The 19,923-nt window shown below is 60.8% G+C and carries 18 protein-coding genes and 1 pseudogene; 8 read left to right on the top strand and 11 right to left on the bottom strand.

Annotated elements, in window-relative coordinates; all coding sequences use genetic code 11:
- Positions 1 to 108: 108 nt before the first annotated feature.
- The 6 genes from ACA060_RS04645 to ACA060_RS04620 form a co-directional block, all read right to left on the bottom strand.
- Positions 109 to 2,538, bottom strand: a complete 2,430-nt coding sequence (locus ACA060_RS04645) for a TonB-dependent siderophore receptor (protein ID WP_109628052.1) — start codon at positions 2,536 to 2,538, stop codon at positions 109 to 111.
- A 216-nt stretch (positions 2,539 to 2,754) separates the two neighbouring features.
- Positions 2,755 to 3,744 (bottom strand): FecR family protein, encoded by a 990-nt coding sequence (locus ACA060_RS04640; RefSeq protein ID WP_497315706.1) that lies wholly within the window; start codon positions 3,742 to 3,744, stop codon positions 2,755 to 2,757.
- Entirely contained in the window at positions 3,741 to 4,307 is a 567-nt protein-coding gene (locus ACA060_RS04635) for an RNA polymerase sigma factor (protein ID WP_497315704.1), read from the bottom strand. Before ACA060_RS04635 ends, ACA060_RS04640 begins: the two co-directional genes overlap by 4 nt.
- The gene (locus tag ACA060_RS04630) at positions 4,304 to 4,627 is read right to left on the bottom strand and encodes a DUF3325 domain-containing protein (RefSeq protein ID WP_497315702.1); all 324 of its coding nucleotides are present in this window, start codon (positions 4,625 to 4,627) and stop codon (positions 4,304 to 4,306) included. The genes ACA060_RS04635 and ACA060_RS04630 overlap by 4 nt, the downstream gene beginning before the upstream one ends.
- Positions 4,628 to 6,208, bottom strand: a complete 1,581-nt coding sequence (locus ACA060_RS04625) for a PepSY-associated TM helix domain-containing protein (RefSeq protein ID WP_497315700.1) — start codon at positions 6,206 to 6,208, stop codon at positions 4,628 to 4,630.
- Positions 6,205 to 6,510, bottom strand: a complete 306-nt coding sequence (locus tag ACA060_RS04620; protein WP_497315698.1) for a DUF3649 domain-containing protein — start codon at positions 6,508 to 6,510, stop codon at positions 6,205 to 6,207. The genes ACA060_RS04625 and ACA060_RS04620 overlap by 4 nt, the downstream gene beginning before the upstream one ends.
- A gap of 176 nt (positions 6,511 to 6,686) precedes the next feature.
- On the opposite strand from ACA060_RS04620, the gene ACA060_RS04615 reads away from it, so the two are divergent.
- The 3 genes from ACA060_RS04615 to fecA all read left to right on the top strand — a co-directional run bounded on the left by ACA060_RS04615 (position 6,687) and on the right by fecA (position 10,705).
- Complete coding sequence (locus ACA060_RS04615) at positions 6,687 to 7,175, top strand: sigma-70 family RNA polymerase sigma factor (protein ID WP_497315696.1); 489 nt, start codon at positions 6,687 to 6,689, stop codon at positions 7,173 to 7,175.
- Positions 7,172 to 8,110, top strand: a complete 939-nt coding sequence (locus tag ACA060_RS04610) for a FecR domain-containing protein (RefSeq protein WP_497315694.1) — start codon at positions 7,172 to 7,174, stop codon at positions 8,108 to 8,110. Before ACA060_RS04615 ends, ACA060_RS04610 begins: the two co-directional genes overlap by 4 nt.
- A 261-nt stretch (positions 8,111 to 8,371) precedes the next feature.
- Complete coding sequence (gene fecA, locus ACA060_RS04605) at positions 8,372 to 10,705, top strand: TonB-dependent Fe(3+) dicitrate receptor FecA (protein WP_497315692.1); 2,334 nt, start codon at positions 8,372 to 8,374, stop codon at positions 10,703 to 10,705.
- Between the two features lie 248 nt (positions 10,706 to 10,953).
- Here the strand turns inward: fecA and ACA060_RS04600 are convergent, their stop codons facing one another.
- Positions 10,954 to 11,361: an HPF/RaiA family ribosome-associated protein gene (locus tag ACA060_RS04600; RefSeq protein ID WP_497315690.1), complete on the bottom strand. Its 408-nt coding sequence runs from the start codon at positions 11,359 to 11,361 to the stop codon at positions 10,954 to 10,956.
- A gap of 213 nt (positions 11,362 to 11,574) precedes the next feature.
- Positions 11,575 to 12,522, bottom strand: a complete 948-nt coding sequence (locus ACA060_RS04595; protein WP_109628043.1) for a LysR substrate-binding domain-containing protein — start codon at positions 12,520 to 12,522, stop codon at positions 11,575 to 11,577.
- Positions 12,523 to 12,657: 135 nt separating this feature from the next.
- Here ACA060_RS04595 and ACA060_RS04590 point away from each other — a divergent pair, with 135 nt between their 5' ends.
- The 3 genes from ACA060_RS04590 to ACA060_RS04580 all read left to right on the top strand — a co-directional run bounded on the left by ACA060_RS04590 (position 12,658) and on the right by ACA060_RS04580 (position 15,931).
- Positions 12,658 to 14,034: an L-serine ammonia-lyase gene (locus ACA060_RS04590; protein ID WP_109628042.1), complete on the top strand. Its 1,377-nt coding sequence runs from the start codon at positions 12,658 to 12,660 to the stop codon at positions 14,032 to 14,034.
- Positions 14,035 to 14,095: 61 nt separating this feature from the next.
- Positions 14,096 to 15,397, top strand: a complete 1,302-nt coding sequence (locus tag ACA060_RS04585) for an HAAAP family serine/threonine permease (RefSeq protein WP_497315687.1) — start codon at positions 14,096 to 14,098, stop codon at positions 15,395 to 15,397.
- A 216-nt stretch (positions 15,398 to 15,613) separates the two neighbouring features.
- Positions 15,614 to 15,931: a DUF3509 domain-containing protein gene (locus tag ACA060_RS04580; protein ID WP_109628040.1), complete on the top strand. Its 318-nt coding sequence runs from the start codon at positions 15,614 to 15,616 to the stop codon at positions 15,929 to 15,931.
- On the opposite strand, the gene ACA060_RS04575 is transcribed toward ACA060_RS04580, so the two are convergent.
- Positions 15,928 to 16,428: a phosphate-starvation-inducible protein PsiE gene (locus ACA060_RS04575; protein WP_109628039.1), complete on the bottom strand. Its 501-nt coding sequence runs from the start codon at positions 16,426 to 16,428 to the stop codon at positions 15,928 to 15,930. The genes ACA060_RS04580 and ACA060_RS04575 overlap by 4 nt on opposite strands.
- A 314-nt stretch (positions 16,429 to 16,742) precedes the next feature.
- Between ACA060_RS04575 and ACA060_RS04570 the strand changes: the two are divergent.
- A pseudogene (locus ACA060_RS04570) lies at positions 16,743 to 16,997 on the top strand (YebG family protein); the annotation flags it as partial.
- 160 nt (positions 16,998 to 17,157) lie between these two features.
- Here the strand turns inward: ACA060_RS04570 and ACA060_RS04565 are convergent.
- Positions 17,158 to 18,177 (bottom strand): Glu/Leu/Phe/Val dehydrogenase family protein, encoded by a 1,020-nt coding sequence (locus tag ACA060_RS04565; RefSeq protein WP_219095759.1) that lies wholly within the window; start codon positions 18,175 to 18,177, stop codon positions 17,158 to 17,160.
- 183 nt (positions 18,178 to 18,360) lie between these two features.
- On the opposite strand from ACA060_RS04565, the gene ACA060_RS04560 reads away from it, so the two are divergent.
- Positions 18,361 to 19,164 (top strand): SirB1 family protein, encoded by an 804-nt coding sequence (locus ACA060_RS04560; RefSeq protein WP_497315685.1) that lies wholly within the window; start codon positions 18,361 to 18,363, stop codon positions 19,162 to 19,164.
- A 121-nt stretch (positions 19,165 to 19,285) separates the two neighbouring features.
- Here ACA060_RS04560 and maiA read toward each other — a convergent pair whose 3' ends face one another.
- Positions 19,286 to 19,921, bottom strand: a complete 636-nt coding sequence (gene maiA, locus ACA060_RS04555; RefSeq protein WP_497315683.1) for a maleylacetoacetate isomerase — start codon at positions 19,919 to 19,921, stop codon at positions 19,286 to 19,288.
- Between the last annotated feature and the right edge of the window lie 2 nt (positions 19,922 to 19,923).

The following is a 19,923-nucleotide window of genomic DNA, read 5'->3' as shown; positions in this document are numbered from 1 at the left end:
CGCGGGCAAGCCCGCTCCCACAGGACAGGTGGCGAACCCATCTTTTGCGAACGACACTATCCCTGTGGGAGCGGGCTTGCCCGCGATGAACGATGACGCGGTTTTTCGTCAAAACTCCAATGTGCTGGACAGTGAGATCTGCCGCGAATCCCCCATCGACACAAAGAACCGGCTCGCCGCCGAGGTGTAGTACGTGCGGTCAAACAGGTTCTTCACGTTGAGCTGAAACTTGACCTTCTGCCCTTCAACCTTGGTGTCGTAGGTCGCGAAGGCATCGGCCACGGTGTAGCTCGGCAGGTCGAAATCGTTCACGGCGTTACCCGCCCGCTCGCCGACATACCGCGCGCCTGCACCGACCCGCAATTGATCGCCGCCGACAATGGTCCCGAAGTCATAGACCGCCGACAACGAGCCACTGTTCTTCGCGACGTTTTGCAGTTTTTTGCCCTTGTAAACCGGGTCTTCGGTGACTTCGGCGTCGGTGTAGGCATAGCTGCCGATCATGCTCCAGCGATCGCTGAGCTGGCCGGTCAAGTCCACTTCCAGACCACGGGAGCGCACTTCGCCGGCGGCGCTGTAGATCGTCACCGGACCTTCGGAGTTGGCCACCAGCACGTTGCGTTTCTTGATGTCGAACAGCGCGACGTTACCGGTCACGCGGCCCGGCATGTCGAGCTTGGCGCCGAGTTCCCAGGACTTGGCTTCTTCCGGCGCCACGCTGCCGTCGAGCACGGTGCTGCTGCCGCTCAATGGCGCGATGGTCGAGTTGGGTTTGAACGATTCGGTGTAGCTGCCGTAGAACGACAGTTCATCGGTGAAGCGATAGACCAGACCGGCACGCGGTACCCATTTCTGGCCGTTGCTGTCGGTGTTGGCCTGGAACGGCACGCCTTTGCCGGCGTACTGGTCGTATTCCTGGAAGCGTGCGCCCGCGACGAAAATCCATTGATCGGTGAGGTGGATCGAGTCCTGCAGGAAGATCGAATCGCTGCGCAGCTCATCGGTCTGCGCGCTGTCCGCCGGGCTGACCGTGGTGCCGGCGACCTCGCGGCCATAGACCGGGTTGACGTAACTGAAGGTGCTCAGGCTTCTCTGGCGAATCAGGTCTTCGCGGTAGATCTTGCGGTATTCGTCATCGACGCCGAACACCAGGTCATGCTGCATGCCCAGCGCGTTCACTTTGCCCTCAAGGCTGGCGGTGGTGAAACGGTCGGTGCTGATGGCGTTCTGGGTGCCGTCCATGCTGCGGGTCAGCGTGCCGCGTCGAGTGTCGATGGCGGTGACGCGCACCTGGCTGGCGTCGTAGGTTTCACGGTTCCAGCTGTAGCCGAAGTGGGCGTTCCAGTTGTCGTTGAGCTCGTGATCAGCCTCGAAGTGGTACAGGTCCGAGCGGCCTTCCATGTTGTTGAACGGCTCGTCGAGGCGCTCATTGCGCGAGATGTCCAACGGGTGATTGGTGCGCGGGTCGATGACCGTGCCGCGATCGAACGGGGTCAGGAACTCGCGGTGTTCGTAGGAGAAAAGCAGCTTGGTGCTTTCGCCGAACCAGGCCAGCGACGGTGCCACCAGCGTCTCGCGGTGGGTGCCGAAGTTGCGCCAGTAATCTTCGTCTTCGTGGTCCAGCACCATGCGGTAAGCGAAACCGGAATCACCGAGGGCGCCGGTGCTGTCGAGGCCGCCGCCGCTGCCGTTTTTACCGTCGCCGTAGGTCGAACCGCGCAGCGTCAGGGCGTTGTATTGCTCCAGTTCGGGTTTCTTGCTGACCATGTTGACCACGCCGCCCGGGTCCTGAATACCGTACAGCAGCGAGGCCGGGCCCTTGAGCACTTCGACCCGGTCCACGGTCGCGTTCATGCCTCGGCCCTGCACGATCGGCATGCCGTCGCGCATGATCGAGCCGTTGCGGTTGTCGCCGAAACCGCGGGTCATCACCGAATCCTGGGTGCTCGCCAGCGTGTTGCCCTGAGTGATGCCGCTGACGTTGGCCAGCGCGTCATCCAGATTGCGCGGTGCCTGATCGCGAATCACCTGGGCCGGGATGACGTTGACGGTCTGCGGGATTTCCTGGAGCAAGGCCGACGAGCGCATCACCGAACTGGTGGGCGGCGGCTGATAGCTCATGGTTTGATCGGCCACCGAGTTGATGGTGGTGGTGCCCAGATTCAACGTGCCGGCGGTGGGCAGCGGTTCAAGCACCAGGGTGTGAGCGTCGCTACGGCGGAAGGTGAAACCCGAACCGCCGAGCAAACGCTGCAGGGCCTGCTCGGCGTTCAACTGGCCATTGACCGCCGGGGCGGTGAGACCGTACGGCGCTTCATCGGTGTAGACCACGCTGATGCCAGTGACCCGGCTGAAGTCGCTCAAGGCCTGGGGCAGCGGCTTGGCAGCGATAGCAAAACTGAACTGCGTAAGCGGCTGCGTGTTGGCCGCCTCAGCGGCGGATGCGACGCTCGATGGCAGCAAGGCCAACGCCGAGATACACAGTGCAGAAGCACCCAACCACTGTTTGACCGAACCCGATTTTGCCCTGGACTTCATTGCTCAATGACCTGTGTAGAACCTACGGGATGCGAATGACTCGCAGTTTCAGTCACTACACGGATGGGGGTTGGGTTTACCTCATCAAAATTCTGAAAATAATTTTATTGGGGGGTCAGTGGTGTTGGGTTTGACGCCTTCGCGGGCAAGCCTCGCTCCTACAAGGTTCGCGCAAACTTGTAGGAGCGAGGCTTGCCCGCGAAGGCGCCAGTTGCCTCACCGCACAATAATCAGATGCCCCAAAACGCTGGTCTGCTCAAACCCCAACACACCCTGCAACGAACTCAACACCGCCTGCGGATCCTTGCTGGGGAAACTGCCACTCACCCGCCGCGCCGCCAGTTCATCATTGAGCAACACAATCCGCCCCGGGTAATACCGCCCCAAATCCTGCACCACCTCGGCCAGGGTGACCTTGTAGTAATTGAGCCAGCCCTGACGCCACGCCAACTGCGCTTCACTGTCGACGGCATGCAGTTTTTCCGCCGAGCCTTCGCCATACGCCACTTGCTGGCCAGCGCTCAGAACCTGCTGCTCGGCGTGATTGTCCGCGGTCACGCCGACCCGCCCGGACAGCACCGTGACCTGCGCGCCATGGGGTTGCAGGCGCACTTCGAACTGCGTACCGAGCACCCGCGCCTGGCCCTTTTCAGCGTCCACCACAAACGGATCGCCCGTGTGGGTCACGCTGAAAAATCCGGCACCGCGACGCAGCTGGACGTGGCGCTCACCGCGACTGAAATCCACGGCGATGGCGCTGTCGGCATCCAGCGTGACTTGCGACTGATCGGCCAGCGTCACGGTGCGGATTTCCCCCGGTGCAGACACGTAGTCCGCCCCCAGATCATAGATCCAGCGCGTCGGCTGCCAACCTGCGCCAAGGCCGATCATCAACACCAGGCACGCGGCCATGGCCAGCGCGCCAGTCCAGCGCCGCACACGGGTGCGGCGGGACCGGTTCATGGCACTGAGGTAACCCTGCAAGGCGAACGCGTCTTCGTCGGCCAAGGTTCGCGCCGGCTCTTCGCTCAATTCCCACAGCACTTGCGCCTGGGCGTAAGCCTCGGCGTGGGCGGGATCAGCCTGCAGCCAGCGGCTGAACGTGAGTTGATCGCCGCCGCTGGGCTGGTCGTGCAGCAGGCTCAGCCAGGCAAGCGCGGCCTGCTCCTGAGCGGGCGTCGGGATGACGCGGTCGAGCTGATTCACGGTGCTTTCCTTGGCGTGCGCGTTGGCGGTTCCTGCAGGCTGGCCTTGCAGGCATCGAGGGCGCGCATCATATGTTTTTCCACGGCGCTTTGGGACAGGCCCATGGCCTTGGCGATCTCGGCGTATTTGCGGCCATGGATGCGGTTGAGCAGAAAGATCTGCCGGGTGCGTTCCGGCAACGCGCGCAACGCCGCTTCGACGTGACGCAGATCGTTGCCCGCCTCCAGTGCCGCTTGTGGTTCGCTGCCCTGGCTGTCCGGTTGATCCGGCATCCAGCCTTCGTTGACCCGAACCCGCGTGCCTTCGCTGCGCAAATGGTCGATGGCGATGTTGCCGGCGCAACGCAACAGGTAAGTGCTGAGCTCCTCGACCTGCACCAGCGGCCGCCGCCAGAACCGCAGGAACAAATCCTGGACCAGGTCGGCGGCGGTCGCTCGGCAGCCGACACGCCGACTCACCAGCGCTTCCATCTGCGAACGCTGGGACAGGAACACCTGAAGAAAATGTGCACGGGCGCCGCGATGCTCTTCATCGTGTGCTTCAGGTGGATTGGTGATCATCATTGCGCAAACACGGCGACGGGGCTGGCGAGCAGGCTCAACCCGGCCAACGCCAGGGCCAGGCGCGGGCGATACGGCATCAACCACACCAGCAGCAAGGCGCTGAGCATCAACACCGCGAACCACTCCACCAGCCCAAGGCCCCAGCCGGTTTGCGACACCGCCGCCCATAAGGAAGCCGCCAGCAGCAACCAGCCGCTCAGCTTGAATGCTTTACGCCGCAGGGCCGACGACTTGCGCCCCAGCAGGTCGACGTGATGCCGGTCCATCGACAAACACAGCGCGGTGAATCCGCCGTAGCACAGCAGCAAGGCCAACAGCATTCAGTTCACCTTCTGCTCAAGCGTGATCGGTCGGGCGCGTTCTTTGGCAATGCGAACGGTCTGCCCGGTGCGCTGCATTTTCCACGCGGCCCAGGCCAGGAACAGGCCACTGCCCAGGCAGGTCAAATCGAACCCGGCGAGCGTCCAGTCGCCTTCAGCCAGCGTCACACCCAAGTGGTACGGCGTGGTCAGCGCGTTCAATAGCGGCACGCCGCAGAACAGCACCGCGGCCAACGCCAATTGTTCGACCCACGCCGTGCGACCACGGCGGATCACCGCGTGAATCACGCTAAAGCCCCAGACGATGAAGAAGCTGTTCACTTCCCAATCCGACCGAGTGGCCATCTCAACCGGCAGCAACCGATTGGCCCAGAAGAACGCCGCCACTGCGACCACCAGCCCGGACATGCTGGCGATGTTCAGCACTTCCACCAACCGCAGTTCGAAGGGCATCACGGCGCTTTTCGCATGCTTGAGCTGGCGCTTGCCGAGCCAGACCACCAGCCCGGTGCCGATCAATGCGGTGCTCGCCAGACCGAAAATAAAGTACAACCAGCGCAACACCGGGCTCGCAAAATGGCCCATGTGCAAACCATAAAAACTGCCGGCAATCGCCATCGGCATCGGTTGCTGTGGTGTGGCGCTGAGTTGTTGCCCGGTCACGCCGTTGAACGTCACCGCGCTGCCCGCGTCATGCACCACCCGATCCGCGCCGTCACGCACCAGCACCACCGAGGCGTTTGCATCCCCAGGATTGTTCACCGTCAAGCGCTCCACACGACCGCCCGCCCATTGCTCGCGTGCCCGTTCCAACAGTGGCGCCATGGGGGCCAACTGCCCCGGTTTTCCCGCCAGTTCCGGTGTACTGGAGGCTGGAAACACATCGTCGAAAAACGCCCGGACATCCCCTTTGTACGAGGCCAGAATGCTCGCCGGCATCACCATCGACATGAAAATCACCAGGCTGCTGTAGGTGATCATCAGGTGAAACGGCAGCACCAGAACGCCCACGGCGTTGTGCCCGTCCAGCCATGAGCGCTGGCCTTTGCGCGGGCGGAAGGTGAAAAAGTCCTTGAAGATTTTCTTGTGGGTGATGATCCCGGTGATCAGGCCGATGAACATCACCATGGCCGCGATGGTCGACAACCAGCGGCCCCACGGATAAGGCATTTGCAACTGGAAGTGGAAGCGATAAAAGAAGTCGCCGCCCATCGTCTCGCGGCCCTGCACTTCGGTGCCGGTTTGCGGGTCGAGCAGTTTTTCAGTGAAACGGCCGCGCTCACCGGGATTGGGCGGCGACTGCTGCCAGCGCACCGACAGGCCCGGTTCCCGGGCACTCGGCAAATCGATGAGCCAGCGTGAGGCGCCTGGGGCGTGTTGCTGCAGATAGTCTTGCGCCAGCGTCAGACTGGTTTCGGCAGTGACCGAACGCGCCGGTATTTCGGGCTGCATCCAGTGGCTGATCTCGTCCTTGAAATAGGCGAGCGTACCGGTCAGGAAAATCGCGAACAGCAACCAGCCGAAGGTCAACCCGGCCCAGGTGTGCAACCAGGCCATCGCCTGACGAAATCCTTCTTTCATGCGTGGCCCATCCAGTACGCCAACCCTGAAACAGCTGTCAGCACCAGACCCGGAACGATCAACCCGAACCAGGCCTGCCACGCGCTGCGACAGGCAAAACACCAGAGCACCGCGACCAGATAGACCAGAAACGAGATCATCATCCCGGTCACCACCGCTTCGGCGCGGGCCATCGGCAACCACAAACTAAGGCTGACACTGGCCAGCGCCGCGACGATATAGCCGCCCAACACCGCAGCCAGCACTCGCGAAGTGACGGCCAATCGATAGAAAACGGGAAGCGTGCTGATTTTGCCTTTCATGTTTCGACCTTGAAACCGGGTGAGGCCGCGTAAAAGTCACGGGCCAGCAAGCGCGCAATATTAATGATAAATATTCTCATACGCAAAACAGTTCCGATTGCCGGGGGCATTGCACACCCCTACAATGCGAACAATTCTTGTTCTCTAACGTATCCGTTTGTGTCGGAGTGGTTCTGTTGCAGCCCGCCAATCCCGTCGAAATCCTCTATCACGCCCACCACAACTGGCTCACCGGTTGGTTGCGGCGCAGGCTTGGCTGCCCGGACAGTGCGGCGGACCTGGCTCAGGACACGTTCATTCGCGTGCTGACCGCCCGGGAAACACCGCAGATCATCGAGCCGCGAGCATTCCTGACCACGATCGCCAAACGCGTGCTGTTCAACCATTACCGTCGCCATGATCTGGAACGCGCCTACGCCGAAGCACTCGCACAAATGCCTGAGGTGTACGCGCCGTCCGAAGAAGAACGGGCGATCATCCTGCAAACCCTGATGGAGCTGGATCAGTTGCTGGACGGTTTGCCGTGTCTGGTCAAACGCGCCTTTCTGCTGGCGCAGGTCGATGGCCTGACTTATCCACAGATCGCGGCGGAACTGGGCATTTCCATTGCCACGGTCAAACGCCACTTGAGTAAAGCAGCCATGCGCTGCTATTTCGCGCTATGAACGGTACTCCGGACTTTTCTTCCCAAGTCGCCGAACAGGCCGTGCACTGGTTGATGGAAATGCAGCAAGACCCGCTGAACCCGCGCCAGCAACAGGCCTGGCAGCAATGGCACGATGGGCACAGCGAGCATCAACGGGCGTGGGAACATATCCAGCGGGTCAATCAGCGACTTCGCGGTTTGTCTTCGCCGCTGGCCCACGCGGCGCTCAATGCGCCGAAGTCCGGCAGCCGACGTCAGGCGTTGAAACTGCTGCTGATTCTCGGCGCAGGTTCCGCGGTCACCTGGGGCATGCGCGAACACAACGTGCTGCCGCCGTTGCTCGCTGATTACCGCAGCCCCATCGGCCAGCGGCGCAAGGTGGCGCTCGGCGCAGGCAATCAGTTGCAGCTCAACACCGCGAGTTCGGCGGATGTGCGGGTGGAGGGCCCGCAACGGCTGATTCGTTTGCTGGAGGGCGAACTGCTCTTGACCGCGACCCAGGCGTTTCAGGTGCAGACCGCGCAGGGCGTGTTGACCACGCAAGGTGGACGATTGAACGTGCGGCAGTTTGCTGATCACACCCAGGTGGCGGTGTTCGAGGGCAGAGTCGAGTTGATGCCGAACGATGGCGCCCCACTGGTTTTACCTGCCGCCCGGCAATTGGGTTTCGGCCCGCGCGGCGTGGGTAAACCGCTGCCGCTGGAGGCCAACAGCGGCGCCTGGGCCGACGGCATGCTGGTGGCCGCCCACATGCGCCTCGGGGATTTTCTCGACGAGCTCGGCCGCTATCGTCGCGGGCAGTTGAATTGCGATGCGAAGGTGGCGGATCTGTTGATTTCCGGGACGTATCCGCTGGCCGACAGCGAACGGATTCTGGATCTGCTGGAAATCAGCTTGCCGGTGAAAGTGAAGCGCTTTACCCGGTATTGGGTGACCGTCGAAGCGAAGGCGTAACCCAAGGCAAAACAAAAGCTTTGTGGTGAGGGGATTTATCCCCGTTCGACTGCGCAGCAGTCGCAAAACCTGCAAACGTGGATTACCTGAAGGATGCGTTCATCTGGTTTTGGGGCTGCTTCGCAGCCCAACGGGGATAAATCCCCTCGCCACAAAAGTGATCCACGCAAAAAAAGTTTTGTTCCACGTGAGCCGTTTTTCAGATCTGGCGTGACAGAGAAGGAAAGCCCCCTTGATTCCACCTTCTCAGGATCGTCCTCCATGCACCCCACCCGCCTCACTCCGCTGGCCCGAACCGTGCGCCACCTCTTGCTCGGCGCCAGCTTGAGCTTCGGCGCGCTGCCGCTCGCGTTCGCCGCCGATGCCAAGCCGTACCACATCGCACCGTCCTCGCTCGAAAGCGCACTCAACCAGTTCGGCCGTGAAGCCGGCGTGTTGATCACCTTCGGTTCGCAAGTCACTAGCGGTGTGCAGAGTAGTGGCCTGGAAGGCAACTTCACCCCGTCGCAGGGCCTGGACGCATTGCTCGAAGGCACCGGCCTGCAAGCGCGTGCCGAGGGCGACAATGCCTTCAGCCTGCAACCGGCGGACGACACCGCGCTGGAGCTGGATACCTCGAAAGTGGTCGGCGACTGGCTCGGTGACGCCGCGCAAATCAACGTCTTCGAGCATCCTGGCGCCCGTGATGTGATCCGCCGCGAGGAGTTCGAACGCCAGGGCGCGACCCAGGCCAAGGACGTGCTCAACCGCATCCCCGGTGTGAACGCGCCGGACAACAACGGCACCGGCAGCCACGACATGGCGCTGAACTTCGGCATTCGCGGTCTCAATCCGCGCCTGGCTTCACGCTCGACCGTATTGATGGACGGCATCCCGGTGCCCTTCGCACCTTATGGCCAGCCGCAGTTGTCTTTCGCGCCAGTGAGCATCGGCAACATGGACGCGGTGGACGTGGTGCGCGGCGGCGGCGCGGTGCGTTACGGCCCGCAGAACGTCGGCGGCGTGGTCAACTTCGTGACCCGCGCGATTCCCGATGAGCCAACGGTGAAAGGTGGTTTCCAGACCGAAACCAGCCCGTCCTCCAGCCACGACGGCTTCAAAACCACCGGCAACTTGCTGGCCGGCGGCACCGCCGACAACGGCTTGGGCGGCGCGCTGTTGTATTCCGGCACCCGCGGTGGAGACTGGCGTGAACGCAGCGATACCGAAATCGACGACCTGATCCTCAAGGGCAAATACCAGCTCGATGACGCCAACAGCTTCAACGCGATGGCTCAGTATTACGAAGGCAAGGCCGACATGCCCGGCGGCTTGAACGTCGCCGATTACGATGCCGACCCGTACCAGTCGACCCGCCCGAAAGACCAGTTCTGGGGCCGCCGGACGATGTTCAACTTCGGCTATCGCTATCAGGAAGACCGTCGCGAATTCACCGCCAACACGTTCTTCACCAAAACCCTGCGCAGTGGTTATCTGGATCAGGGCACGTTCCTGTCGCTGTCCCCGCGCGAGTATTGGGTACGCGGCCTGGAAACCCGTTTCGCCCAAGGCTTTGACCTCGGCCCGACCAGCCATGAAGTCGGTATCGGCTATCGCTACATCAACGAAGCCGGCCACGAACTGCGTTACCGCGAGCCGATTGCCAACAATACCTACCCGACCACTAACAGCCGCAATGATCGCGACACCCGTGGCGGCACCGAAGCCAACGCGTTCTTCCTCGACGACCGGATCGACATCGGCAAGTGGACACTCACGCCGGGCATTCGCTACGAGATGATCGATTCGCAGCAGACCAACAACCTGACCAACGTGAAGTACAAGGGCGACTACAACACCGCGTTGCCGGCGCTGAACGTGCTCTATCACGTGACGGACTCCTGGAATCTCTACGCCAATACCGAAGGCTCGTTCGGCAGCGTGCAATACAGCCAGATGCCTAACCGGGTGACCAGCGGCGAAGTCAAACCGGAAAAGGCGCGGACCTGGGAACTGGGCACCCGTTACGACAACGGTGCGTTGAGAGCGGAAATCGGCGCGTTCCTGATCAACTTCGACAATCAGTACGAAAGTAATCAGACCAATGACTCGGTGATCGCCCGCGGCGAGACGCGTCATCAAGGGATCGAAAGCAGCATCAACTATTCACTGGATGACTTGAGCCCGTCGCTGGCCGGTTTTGATGTGTACGCCACTTACGCCTTTGTGGACGCGACCATCCGCGAAGACGGACCGAACAAGGGCAATCGTGTGCCTTTCTCCTCGAAACACAAGGGCACGATTGGCGTGGGTTACACCGAAGGCGCATGGAAGCTGAACCTGGACAGCAGTTATCAGAGCGACCAGTTTGCCGACAACGCCAACACCTCGGCCGAAAGCGCTGATGGCAGCACGGGCAAGATTCCCGGGTACATGTTGTTCAGCAGCCGCGCGGCGTATGACTTCGGGCCGAAGTTGTCGGATTTGAATGTAGCGGTGGGGGTGAAGAATATCTTCAACCACCAGTACTTCACCCGCTCGTTCGATGACAACAACAAGGGCAAGTACGTGGGGGAACCGCGAACGGTTTATGTGCAGACCTCGGTGGCGTTTTGACCCACTGACCTCTAAAGCCGGGCAGCTTTGTGGTGAGGGGATTTATCCCCGTTGGGCTGCGAAGCGGCCCCTAGCATTCTTCCAGAAATACTATCTATGCAGGATTGGCGACTGCTTCGCAGCCGAACGGGGATAAATCCCCTCGCCACAAGGTATTCATAAACTATAGAAATCACCAACCCTGAAACAAGAACGGGCCTGCATCAGCAGGCCCGTTTTCAGTGGGAAGGTAAAAAGTGAATCAGGCTTCAGCCGTTTTGTGCAGCCTGTTCGTTCTCGAGAAACTCGTCTTCCAGCAGCTTGTCGGCGGTGGCCCTTTCGAATGGCATCACAGCGGCACGTGGTTTGCCCCGCAGTTTGCCGAACAGATGCTCAAGCGCATGTTCGAGTTTTTCCGCCGCACCGTCGATCGCTTGCTCCAGGGTGTCGGCTTTATGAGTGACAGAAATCGGTTGGTGGCCTTTTGGCCGCGCTTCCAGCTGGCAGCGCATGTCATGGGGACCTGGCTTGTCGCCATTCTCGTCCCGCAGATGAACCTCGACGCGTGTCAGGTCCTCTTCATAACGTTCGAGCGTGCTCTCAATGGTAGTACGTACCCACTCCTCCAGTCGGATGCTGCTTTGAATATGGTTATCACTGTTGACTTGGATTTGCATAGTTCATCCCTTATTTCAGCTAGCTCGCGAGAGGCGCATCGGCTGGCCCTTGGGCGTCATCACCGTGACCTCTTACTTACACAATCGGTCTGCGCGCAGAACATTTCAACCCCTAGAAAAAGATAAATATGGATTCGCAAAAAAAGCCGGACAACCGGTAAAAGCGCTGTTAAGGTCGGGAGTTGGGTCGCCCCTCTCTTTAGTCACAATTGCTCACATCTGCCGCTCCGCCAGTGGGTGCAGACTCCGAAAGATCCCCGCCTCCTCCACCAGCCAGTCATGCACCGCACGCACACCCGGATGGCTCAGCGCGCCTGGCGCATAGAGCAGCACGTAACGCTTGTGATTGGGCACCGCCAGGCCGAACGGCACAATCAACGTCCCGCGCTCCAGCTCATCGTTGAGCAACGTGCGCCGCGCAATAGCCACACCCATGCCGGCAATCGCCGCTTCGATGGTCAGGTGATTGCGATTGAAGGTATGCCCGCGCCGCACGTCCGCGCCCTCGAAGCCAATGGCATTGAGGTAGAACTCCCATTCCGCGTACTCGTAACTGCCGCGCCAGGCGGTGATGTCGTGCAGCAGGGGAAAGTGCACCAGGCCGGCCGGACCGTGCAGCGGTGGCCGGCCGCGTAGCAGACTCGGGGCGCAGACCGGGAAGATCTGTTCGTCGAGCAGGGTTGTGGATAACAACCCGGGATAACTGCCGTCATTCAAGTCGATGGCCAGGTCGAAGTCACCTTCGTGCAGCGGCACGCTGCTGTCCTCGGCCACCAGGCGCAGCTGAATGTCCGGGAAGCGCTGCTGCAAGCGCGGCAGGCGCGGGGTCAGCCACTTGCTCAGGAACGATGGAATAGACCGCACCCGCAGAATCCCGCTGATCATTCCCGCGTCCAGTCGTCGCAATTCCGCATCGATGTTGCCGTAAGCCTCGTTGACCGTAATGGCCAGTCGCTGGCCCTCGGCGCTCAATTCCACACCGCGGGCACGGCGGTGAAACAAGCGAAAGCCCAACCGTTCTTCCAGTTGACGGATTTGCTGACTGACCGCACCCGGCGTGATGTGCAGCTCTTCAGCACATCGGGTGAACGACAAGTGCCGCGCGGCACAGGAAAACACGTGCAGCCAGACGTAAGTCTGGGCGTGCAATTGGCGACTCATTGTTTAGTCCTGCTAAAGGCTGTCTTAGGAAGTTTCGTTGGTCACGTTGGACCGAGGTAGGCAGTATCGCCGACATTGCGCTTGTCCTACAAAAATGGCAGCGATTTCTCTTCCATTGCTTGTATAGGCTTTAGCATGGCTATCAGTGTTTTCGATCTCTTCAAAGTCGGCATCGGTCCGTCCAGTTCCCACACCGTCGGCCCGATGCGCGCCGCGGCGACCTTTGCCCAGGCACTGATTGACCAGGGTTTGCTGGACGCCGTGCGTCGGGTAGAAATCCGTCTGTACGGCTCCCTTTCGGCCACCGGCGTCGGCCACGCGACCGACCGCGCCTGCGTCATGGGCCTGATGGGCGAATGGCCGGACAGCATCGACCCGACCACCATCGACAGCCGCATCCAGACCCTGCGCGAAACCGGCGAGTTGTCTCTGGCCGGCAACAAAACCATTGCCTTCAACTGGCAACGCGATCTCCTGCTGCTCGACGAGAGTTTGCCCTACCACCCCAACGCCATGTCCCTGACAGCCTTCGGCGAAACCGGAGAGTTGTCGGAGCAAACGTACTACTCGATTGGCGGCGGTTTCATCATCGAAGCGGCGGAAGCCGAGTCCGGTATCGCGCCGACCAGCGACGTGGTGCTGCCCTACGATTTTTCCAGCGCTGGCGAACTGCTCAAGCTCTGTAACCAGCACGGCCTGCGGGTTTCCGAGTTGATGTTGGCCAACGAACTGGCCTGGCGCAGCGAAGCCGAGATCCGTCAGGGCTTGCTGCACATCTGGTCGGTGATGCGTGAGTGCGTCGAGCAAGGCTTGCGTCACGAAGGCATCCTGCCCGGTGGTCTGAATGTTCCGCGTCGCGCGGCGAAATTGCACCGCAGCCTGTTGGAAATCGGCAAGCCGAATGTCATCACGTCCACGCTGTCGGCCATGGAGTGGGTGAACCTGTTCGCCCTCGCCGTGAACGAAGAAAACGCAGCGGGCGGGCGCATGGTGACGGCGCCGACCAACGGCGCGGCAGGGATCATTCCGGCGGTATTGCACTACTACATGAAATTCAACCCGGACGCGTCGGACGATGACGTGGTCGCGTTCTTTTTGGGCGCGGCGGCCGTAGGCATTCTCTGCAAGAAAAACGCGTCCATCTCCGGTGCCGAAGTCGGCTGCCAGGGTGAAGTCGGTTCCGCCTGCGCCATGGCGGCTGCCGGCCTGGCTGACGTGCTCGGCGCCACGCCCGAGCAACTGGAAAACGCCGCCGAAATAGGCCTGGAACACAACCTTGGCCTGACCTGCGACCCGGTTGGCGGCCTGGTGCAAGTGCCGTGCATCGAACGCAACGCCATCGCCGCCGTGAAGGCGATCAACGCCACGCAAATGGCCCTGCGCGGCGACGGCAAACACTTTATTTCCCTGGACCGGGTAATCCGCACCATGCGCGATACCGGCGCCGACATGCACGACAAATACAAAGAGACTTCACGGGGCGGCCTGGCTGTCAGCTGGGTGGAGTGCTGAGGAGCATTCCCTGACCGCCCGTAACCGTGAGCCCGAGCAAGAACAATAACGAGGCCAAACGATGACCGATGTACGTACACCTGCTGCCGATAACCCAGCTGTAGAACTCAAACGCGACACAGCAACCGCCACCAAAGGCTGGAGCAAACACGACACCACCTGGATGCTCGGCCTCTATGGCACGGCTATCGGCGCCGGCACGCTGTTCCTGCCAATCAACGCCGGCGTGGGTGGCTTCTGGCCGCTGCTGATCCTGGCGGTGCTGGCGTTTCCGATGACCTACTTCGCTCACCGAGGCCTGACACGCTTCGTGCTGTCCGGTCGCTCCGGAGACATCACCGAAGTGGTGGAAGAACACTTCGGCATTGGCGCCGGCAAGCTGATCACGCTGCTGTATTTCTTTGCGATCTTCCCGATTCTGCTGGTGTACAGCGTGGCGCTGACCAACACCTTGAGCAGCTTCATGGAGCATCAACTGCACATCGCCCCGCCACCGCGGGCGATTTTGTCGCTGGTGCTGATTCTCGGTCTGATGGCCATCGTGCGTTGTGGCCAGGGCGTCATCGTCAAATGCATGAGCGTGCTGGTTTATCCGTTCGTCGCGGCGTTGCTGCTGCTCGGAGTCAGCCTGATCCCTAACTGGAACGGCGCGTTCTTCGCCACCGCCAGCGAAGGCATGCCGCTGCCGCTGTTCTTCAAAACCTTGTGGCTGGCGATCCCGGTGATGGTGTTCTCTTTCAACCATTCGCCGATCATTTCCGCGTTCGCCGTTGACCAGAAACAGCGTTACGGCGAACAGGCCGAACGCAAGAGCAGCGGCATTCTTGCCATCGCCCACGCCATGATGGTGGTGACGGTGATGTTCTTCTGCTTCAGCTGCGTGCTGGCACTGTCCCCGGCTGATCTGGCGGCGGCGAAGGCGCAGAACATCTCGATCCTGTCGTACCTGGCCAACCACTTCCAGACACCGGTCATCGCTTATGCGGCGCCGCTGATTGCGCTAGTGGCGATCACCAAATCCTTCCTCGGCCACTACATCGGCGCCAGCGAAGGCTTTCAGGGCCTGATCGTGAAAAGCCTGCGCGGCCGTGGCCGGGTGATGTCGGCGAGCTGGCTGAACCGCATCACGGCGCTGTTCATGATCCTCAGCTGCTGGGCCGTGGCGACCTTCAACCCGAGCATCCTCGGCATGATCGAAACCCTCGGCGGGCCGATCATCGCGTGCCTGTTGTTCCTGATGCCGATGTACGCCATCCGCCGCGTGCCGGCCCTGCGCCAGTATTCCGGGCAGGCGTCGAACGTGTTCGTGGTGTTGATCGGTTTGATTGCACTGTCTGCGATCATCTATTCATTCATGCCCTGAAACGGGCAGGCAAAAAGAAGGCGGGCCTCAGTGCCCGCCTCTTTTTTGCCGTGATCATTGTTCGACAATTTTCCCGGCATGGCCCTTGCTAAGTCTTGTCTGAGGCAAAAGGACTTTTGAAAACCTCAGCGAGCGGCCTGCCAATGGTCCGGTAATGCGAACCAACCTGATCATGGCCGGTCAACAACTGCACGTTCAATCAGGCGGTGACGCATCATGGACAACCCTTTTCAGCTCATTACCGATGCCTTTGCAGCGGACTATCAGATCAACCTGAGCATTCAGGGGCTGGACGGCCGCATCATGCTGACCCTGTCCAACAGCGGCCACGTGGTTGCCAAGCGGATGATCAGCGCCGAACAGCGCAATGACCCCAAGCGCCTCAAGCGCCTGGTGCAAAGCATTCAGTTCGGCATCGCCATCGAACAGGGCCATAGCGCCATGTCGATCCTCGAAGCCATGACCGATGGCGACAATCGCAACCTGCCGCCACCCCAAGTCAAAGCCAAGCCCCGCCCCACCATGGGACTTTAGATTTCGCCCTTCTCCACTTCGGGATGTTCACCGGAACCCGCACCGACCTTGCGTTGCGGGTGTTCGATCTTCACCGAAGGGAATTGCGACGAAGCGTAACGCACCACCAGAATCGCAAACGCCAGCAGCAGAATCCCGCCGCACAGGTAAATGATGCCGAGGTCCGGCGGGTTGTGGTGCGAGACGTTGGAAATCAACAGTCGCGTCAGCGCCGTGATTGCCACGTAGATCAGGAAGCGCACCGGCATGTGGTTGGTCTTGAAGTAAATCCCGACCATCGCACCCAGTTCCAGGTAGATGAACAGCAGCAAGATGTCATCGATCTTGATGTGCCCTTCTTCGATCATCCCGAGAAATTCCATCACCGCCGCCCACGCGGTCACTGCACCGATGGCGAACAACGCCAGGTAATGGAAGGTCTCGACGAACAGGTTGCCCAGGGACTCGGCCAATTGATGCACGTTCTGCCGCAGTTTCTCGGCCCAGTTGATTTTCACGGTGATTCTTCCTTAGCTCGGTTCGAGCGGATGATGCGGGTTTGACGTGACGGTTGTTCTGCATGCAGAAAAAAGGCCAGAGGCGCCTGCCACATGATGGCGAGATGCTCTAAAACGCGCTCCGTGGCGTTTGGTCGCACCTGAGAGAGCCAGCCTGCTCGCGAAGGGAGCAACTCGGTCCACCTGACAAACCCTGATTTCGGTCTACATTGAAAAGCCACTACCCAAAGCGCAGGGATTCGCTTATCCTTTTCGCTGTATATAAATACAGTGGTCGAAACAGACAACTAATGTGAAGGCATGTGAGGTGGTGAATGGCCGTCGAAGTGGTATACCGCAGCAGCCGAGATCTGGAGCGCTTGTTCATGGATAAAGCCGAAGCTGACCGTCATGACAAAATGCTCGAACTGGCTGAGTTGCTGGCTGAAGTGTTGCAGAAAGCCGTTCCGTCCCTGACCGAACAGCAGGTGGAAGAAGCCGGGATCTACATGGCGAAGAATCGCGATGTGTTCGCCAAGGCATTCAAGAGCCAGCCGGATGCTTTGTCCGAACTGCTGAATGCGCCGGCCGAAGTGGTTGAAACGTCTGAACCGGTTGAAGAAGTTGCCACCGCTGAGCCGACCAAGCCAGCTAAAGCCGCCAAGACACCGAAGTAAGCAATGCCCGAATTGAATAGGCCCTGAGTCGAATGGCTCAGGGCCTTTTTCATGTCTGGAGTAAAAGCAGGATTCAGCGGTACAGCACTTTCTCCGCCAACTCGTCCGCCACCCGTGCAGGCGAACGTTTTTCCGCCTGCGCATGGGCAAAGACTTCGGTCAGCCGCGAGGCGATTTTCGACAGGTGCGCGGTGATGGTCGTGAGTTCTTCGCCACGGTGTTTGAGCGAAACGTAGATCAGCCCGCCGGAATTGATCACGTAATCCGGCGCATACAAAATGCCCCGTCGCTCCAGTTGATCGGCGACTTCCAGATGCGTCAGCTGATTGTTCGCCGAACCGGCCACTGCCGAGCAGCGCAGTTGAGTGACGCTGTGGCTGTTGAGCACGCCACCGAGGCCGCAGGGCGCGAGAATGTCGCACGGCGTGCTGAGCAGCGCATCGTTGGCGATCGGATGAGCGCCCAATTGCTCCATCGCCAATTGCACCTTGCCGTGATCGATGTCGCTGACCAGCAGTTCGGCGCCAGCGGCGTGCAGCTGTTCGGCCAAGGCATAACCGACGTTGCCCAAGCCCTGGATCGCGACCCGCAGGCCTTCGAGGTTATCACTACCCAGACGAGCCATGGCGGTGGCACGAATGCCGGTGAACACCCCCATCGCGGCGTGTGGCGCGGGGTCGCCCGCCGAGGTGGTGCTGGTAACGTGTTGGGTCTGTTGGGCGATGCAATCCATGTCCGCCACCGAGGTGCCGCTGTCGATCGCGGTGATGTAGCGCCCGTCGAGTTGATTGATGCAGCGGCCGAAGGCTTCGAACAGCGCGGCACGATTTTCCACATGCACCGGTCGGACAATGACCGCCACCCCGCCACCTTGGGCCAAGCCCGCCAGCGCCGCCTTGTAACTCATGCCCTGCGCCAGGCGAATGGCATCCTCGACTGCAGATTCGTCGCTGGGATAGGCAAGGTAACGACATCCCCCCAGGGCTGGCCCCAGGCGGCTGTTATGAATGGCAATGACCGCCTTCAACCCGGTGACCGGGTCGACGCTCAGATGCAGCGATTCAAGGCGAGTGCTTTGCATGAGAGCGAACATCGTAGGGCTCCCGAATCACTTCTTGTAGTCGCCAGTATAGGCTTGCGCCCAAAAATTGCAGAAGCGCACCGGAATAAGCAGCGCCGCAATGCAGGCTTTCGGACATAACCTGATACCGCATGTGTGCCGCACTGGACGAATGCCGGCGACGGGGCTAAAACGAGGCATTGCCCGGAGATTTTGATGACCCCGCGCCAACACTTTTTTGACTGCCTGCAACGATCACCGCCCGCGCTGTTCGAGGCGGCGCTGTGGATGGCGGCCGAGCATGACAAAGAGGTAAATCCCGAGAAGGTGCTGGCAGACTTTCGCGATCTGCAACAGCGGGTCAGTTATGGCTTGCCGATGCTGCCGGTGAGCGAACTGGCCCAGCCGCTGTTGCGGCGGATGAATGACCTGGGGTTCGCCCAGGACGACTTCACCCCGCTGCGCCCGCAAGTGGCACTGGTCAATAAGGTGCTGGAACTCAGGCGCGGCCAGCCGCTGTCCTTGGGGTTGATCGCGCTGGAGCTGGCCAGACGCCTGGAGATCCCGTTGGTCGGGGTCAATTTCCCCGGGCACTTCCTGCTGCGGGTGCCAGGTGCCGATCACCTGCTGGACCCGTGCGGCGGGCGCCGCTTGTACCCCAACGATTGCCGTGAATTGCTGCAACGCCAGTACGGCCCGAACATAAAACTCAACGCCGAGCATTTGCTGACCGCCGAACCGGCGCAAATGCTGCAACGGCTGTCACGCAACCTGCGCCAGTTGCACCTTTCCCACGATGACTACATCGGCGCGCTGATCGACGCTGAACGCGTGCTGGAACTGGGCAACGCCAACGCCTCCGATTACCTGGCCCGGGCGAGCCTCTATCAACGGCTGGACTGCCCGAACGCCGAGCGCTTCGACCTGGAGCATGCATTGCTGCTCAGTGACGACCCGATCCAGCGGATTCGCCTGACTGAACGACTGGGGCATCTGCCGCCGAACTCGATCGTCCACTGATCGCAGATCCAATGTGGGAGCGGGCTTGCTCGCGAAAGCAGAGTGTCAGTCACCATCGATGCTGACTGACACACCGCTTTCGCGAGCAAGCCCGCTCCCACATTCGGTCGAGGGTGAAGCGTTAAGGGGTATCCGGCTGGTTGGCCGGGTGGGCCTTGATGAACGCGGGATGCTGCGCCGCCAGTGCCGCCACTCGACGAATCCGCGGGTACGCTTCAAGCGAAATACTGAACCGCTCGGCCGCGTACAGTTGAGGTATCAGATAGACGTCCGCCAAGCCTGGCTCCGGCCCAAAGCAAAACCCCTCATCCCCAATCAACTGCTCGACCGTCGCCAGCCCCTGGCTGATCCAGTGCCCGATCCACTCCACCACCTGCGTCTCATCGTGACCCAATTGCCGCAGCTTGTTGAGCACGCTGACGTTGTGCAACGGATGCACGTCGCAACCAATTACGGCTGCAACACCACGCTCATGAGCGCGCGCGACCAGGTCTTTGGACAGCAGCGGCACCTGTGGATAACGTTCCTCCAGGTACTCGATGATGGCCGGCGACTGAATCAGCAGTTCGCCTTCATCGGTGCGCAAGGCCGGCACCCGGCCTTGCGGATTGATCGCCAGATACGGTGCTTGCCGATGCTCGCCACCCGGCGGTGCGATCAGATTGACCGGCAGCGCCTGGACATCCAGGCCCTTCAATGCCAACGCAATGCGCACCCGGTAAGACGACGTCGAACGGTAGTAGGTGTAGAGCTCCATGA

Source organism: Pseudomonas sp. LBUM1671 (assembly GCF_059695685.1).
Note: the sequence above shows the minus strand (reverse complement) of the source record. Positions and strands in the feature narration are given on the sequence as shown.

What these genes read in the sequence shown, in the direction of transcription:
- ACA060_RS04645 (WP_109628052.1), bottom strand. Translation starts at nt 2,538, where the DNA reads ATGAAGTCCAGGGCAAAATCGGGTTCGGTCAAACAGTGGTTGGGTGCT.
- fecA (WP_497315692.1), top strand. Translation starts at nt 8,372, where the DNA reads ATGCACCCCACCCGCCTCACTCCGCTGGCCCGAACCGTGCGCCACCTC.
- ACA060_RS04620 (WP_497315698.1), bottom strand. Translation starts at nt 6,510, where the DNA reads ATGAAAGGCAAAATCAGCACGCTTCCCGTTTTCTATCGATTGGCCGTC.
- ACA060_RS04560 (WP_497315685.1), top strand. Translation starts at nt 18,361, where the DNA reads ATGACCCCGCGCCAACACTTTTTTGACTGCCTGCAACGATCACCGCCC.
- ACA060_RS04625 (WP_497315700.1), bottom strand. Translation starts at nt 6,208, where the DNA reads ATGAAAGAAGGATTTCGTCAGGCGATGGCCTGGTTGCACACCTGGGCC.
- ACA060_RS04635 (WP_497315704.1), bottom strand. Translation starts at nt 4,307, where the DNA reads ATGATGATCACCAATCCACCTGAAGCACACGATGAAGAGCATCGCGGC.
- ACA060_RS04630 (WP_497315702.1), bottom strand. Translation starts at nt 4,627, where the DNA reads ATGCTGTTGGCCTTGCTGCTGTGCTACGGCGGATTCACCGCGCTGTGT.
- ACA060_RS04590 (WP_109628042.1), top strand. Translation starts at nt 12,658, where the DNA reads ATGGCTATCAGTGTTTTCGATCTCTTCAAAGTCGGCATCGGTCCGTCC.
- ACA060_RS04580 (WP_109628040.1), top strand. Translation starts at nt 15,614, where the DNA reads ATGGACAACCCTTTTCAGCTCATTACCGATGCCTTTGCAGCGGACTAT.
- ACA060_RS04600 (WP_497315690.1), bottom strand. Translation starts at nt 11,361, where the DNA reads ATGCAAATCCAAGTCAACAGTGATAACCATATTCAAAGCAGCATCCGA.
- ACA060_RS04610 (WP_497315694.1), top strand. Translation starts at nt 7,172, where the DNA reads ATGAACGGTACTCCGGACTTTTCTTCCCAAGTCGCCGAACAGGCCGTG.
- maiA (WP_497315683.1), bottom strand. Translation starts at nt 19,921, where the DNA reads ATGGAGCTCTACACCTACTACCGTTCGACGTCGTCTTACCGGGTGCGC.
- ACA060_RS04565 (WP_219095759.1), bottom strand. Translation starts at nt 18,177, where the DNA reads ATGTTCGCTCTCATGCAAAGCACTCGCCTTGAATCGCTGCATCTGAGC.
- ACA060_RS04595 (WP_109628043.1), bottom strand. Translation starts at nt 12,522, where the DNA reads ATGAGTCGCCAATTGCACGCCCAGACTTACGTCTGGCTGCACGTGTTT.
- ACA060_RS04585 (WP_497315687.1), top strand. Translation starts at nt 14,096, where the DNA reads ATGACCGATGTACGTACACCTGCTGCCGATAACCCAGCTGTAGAACTC.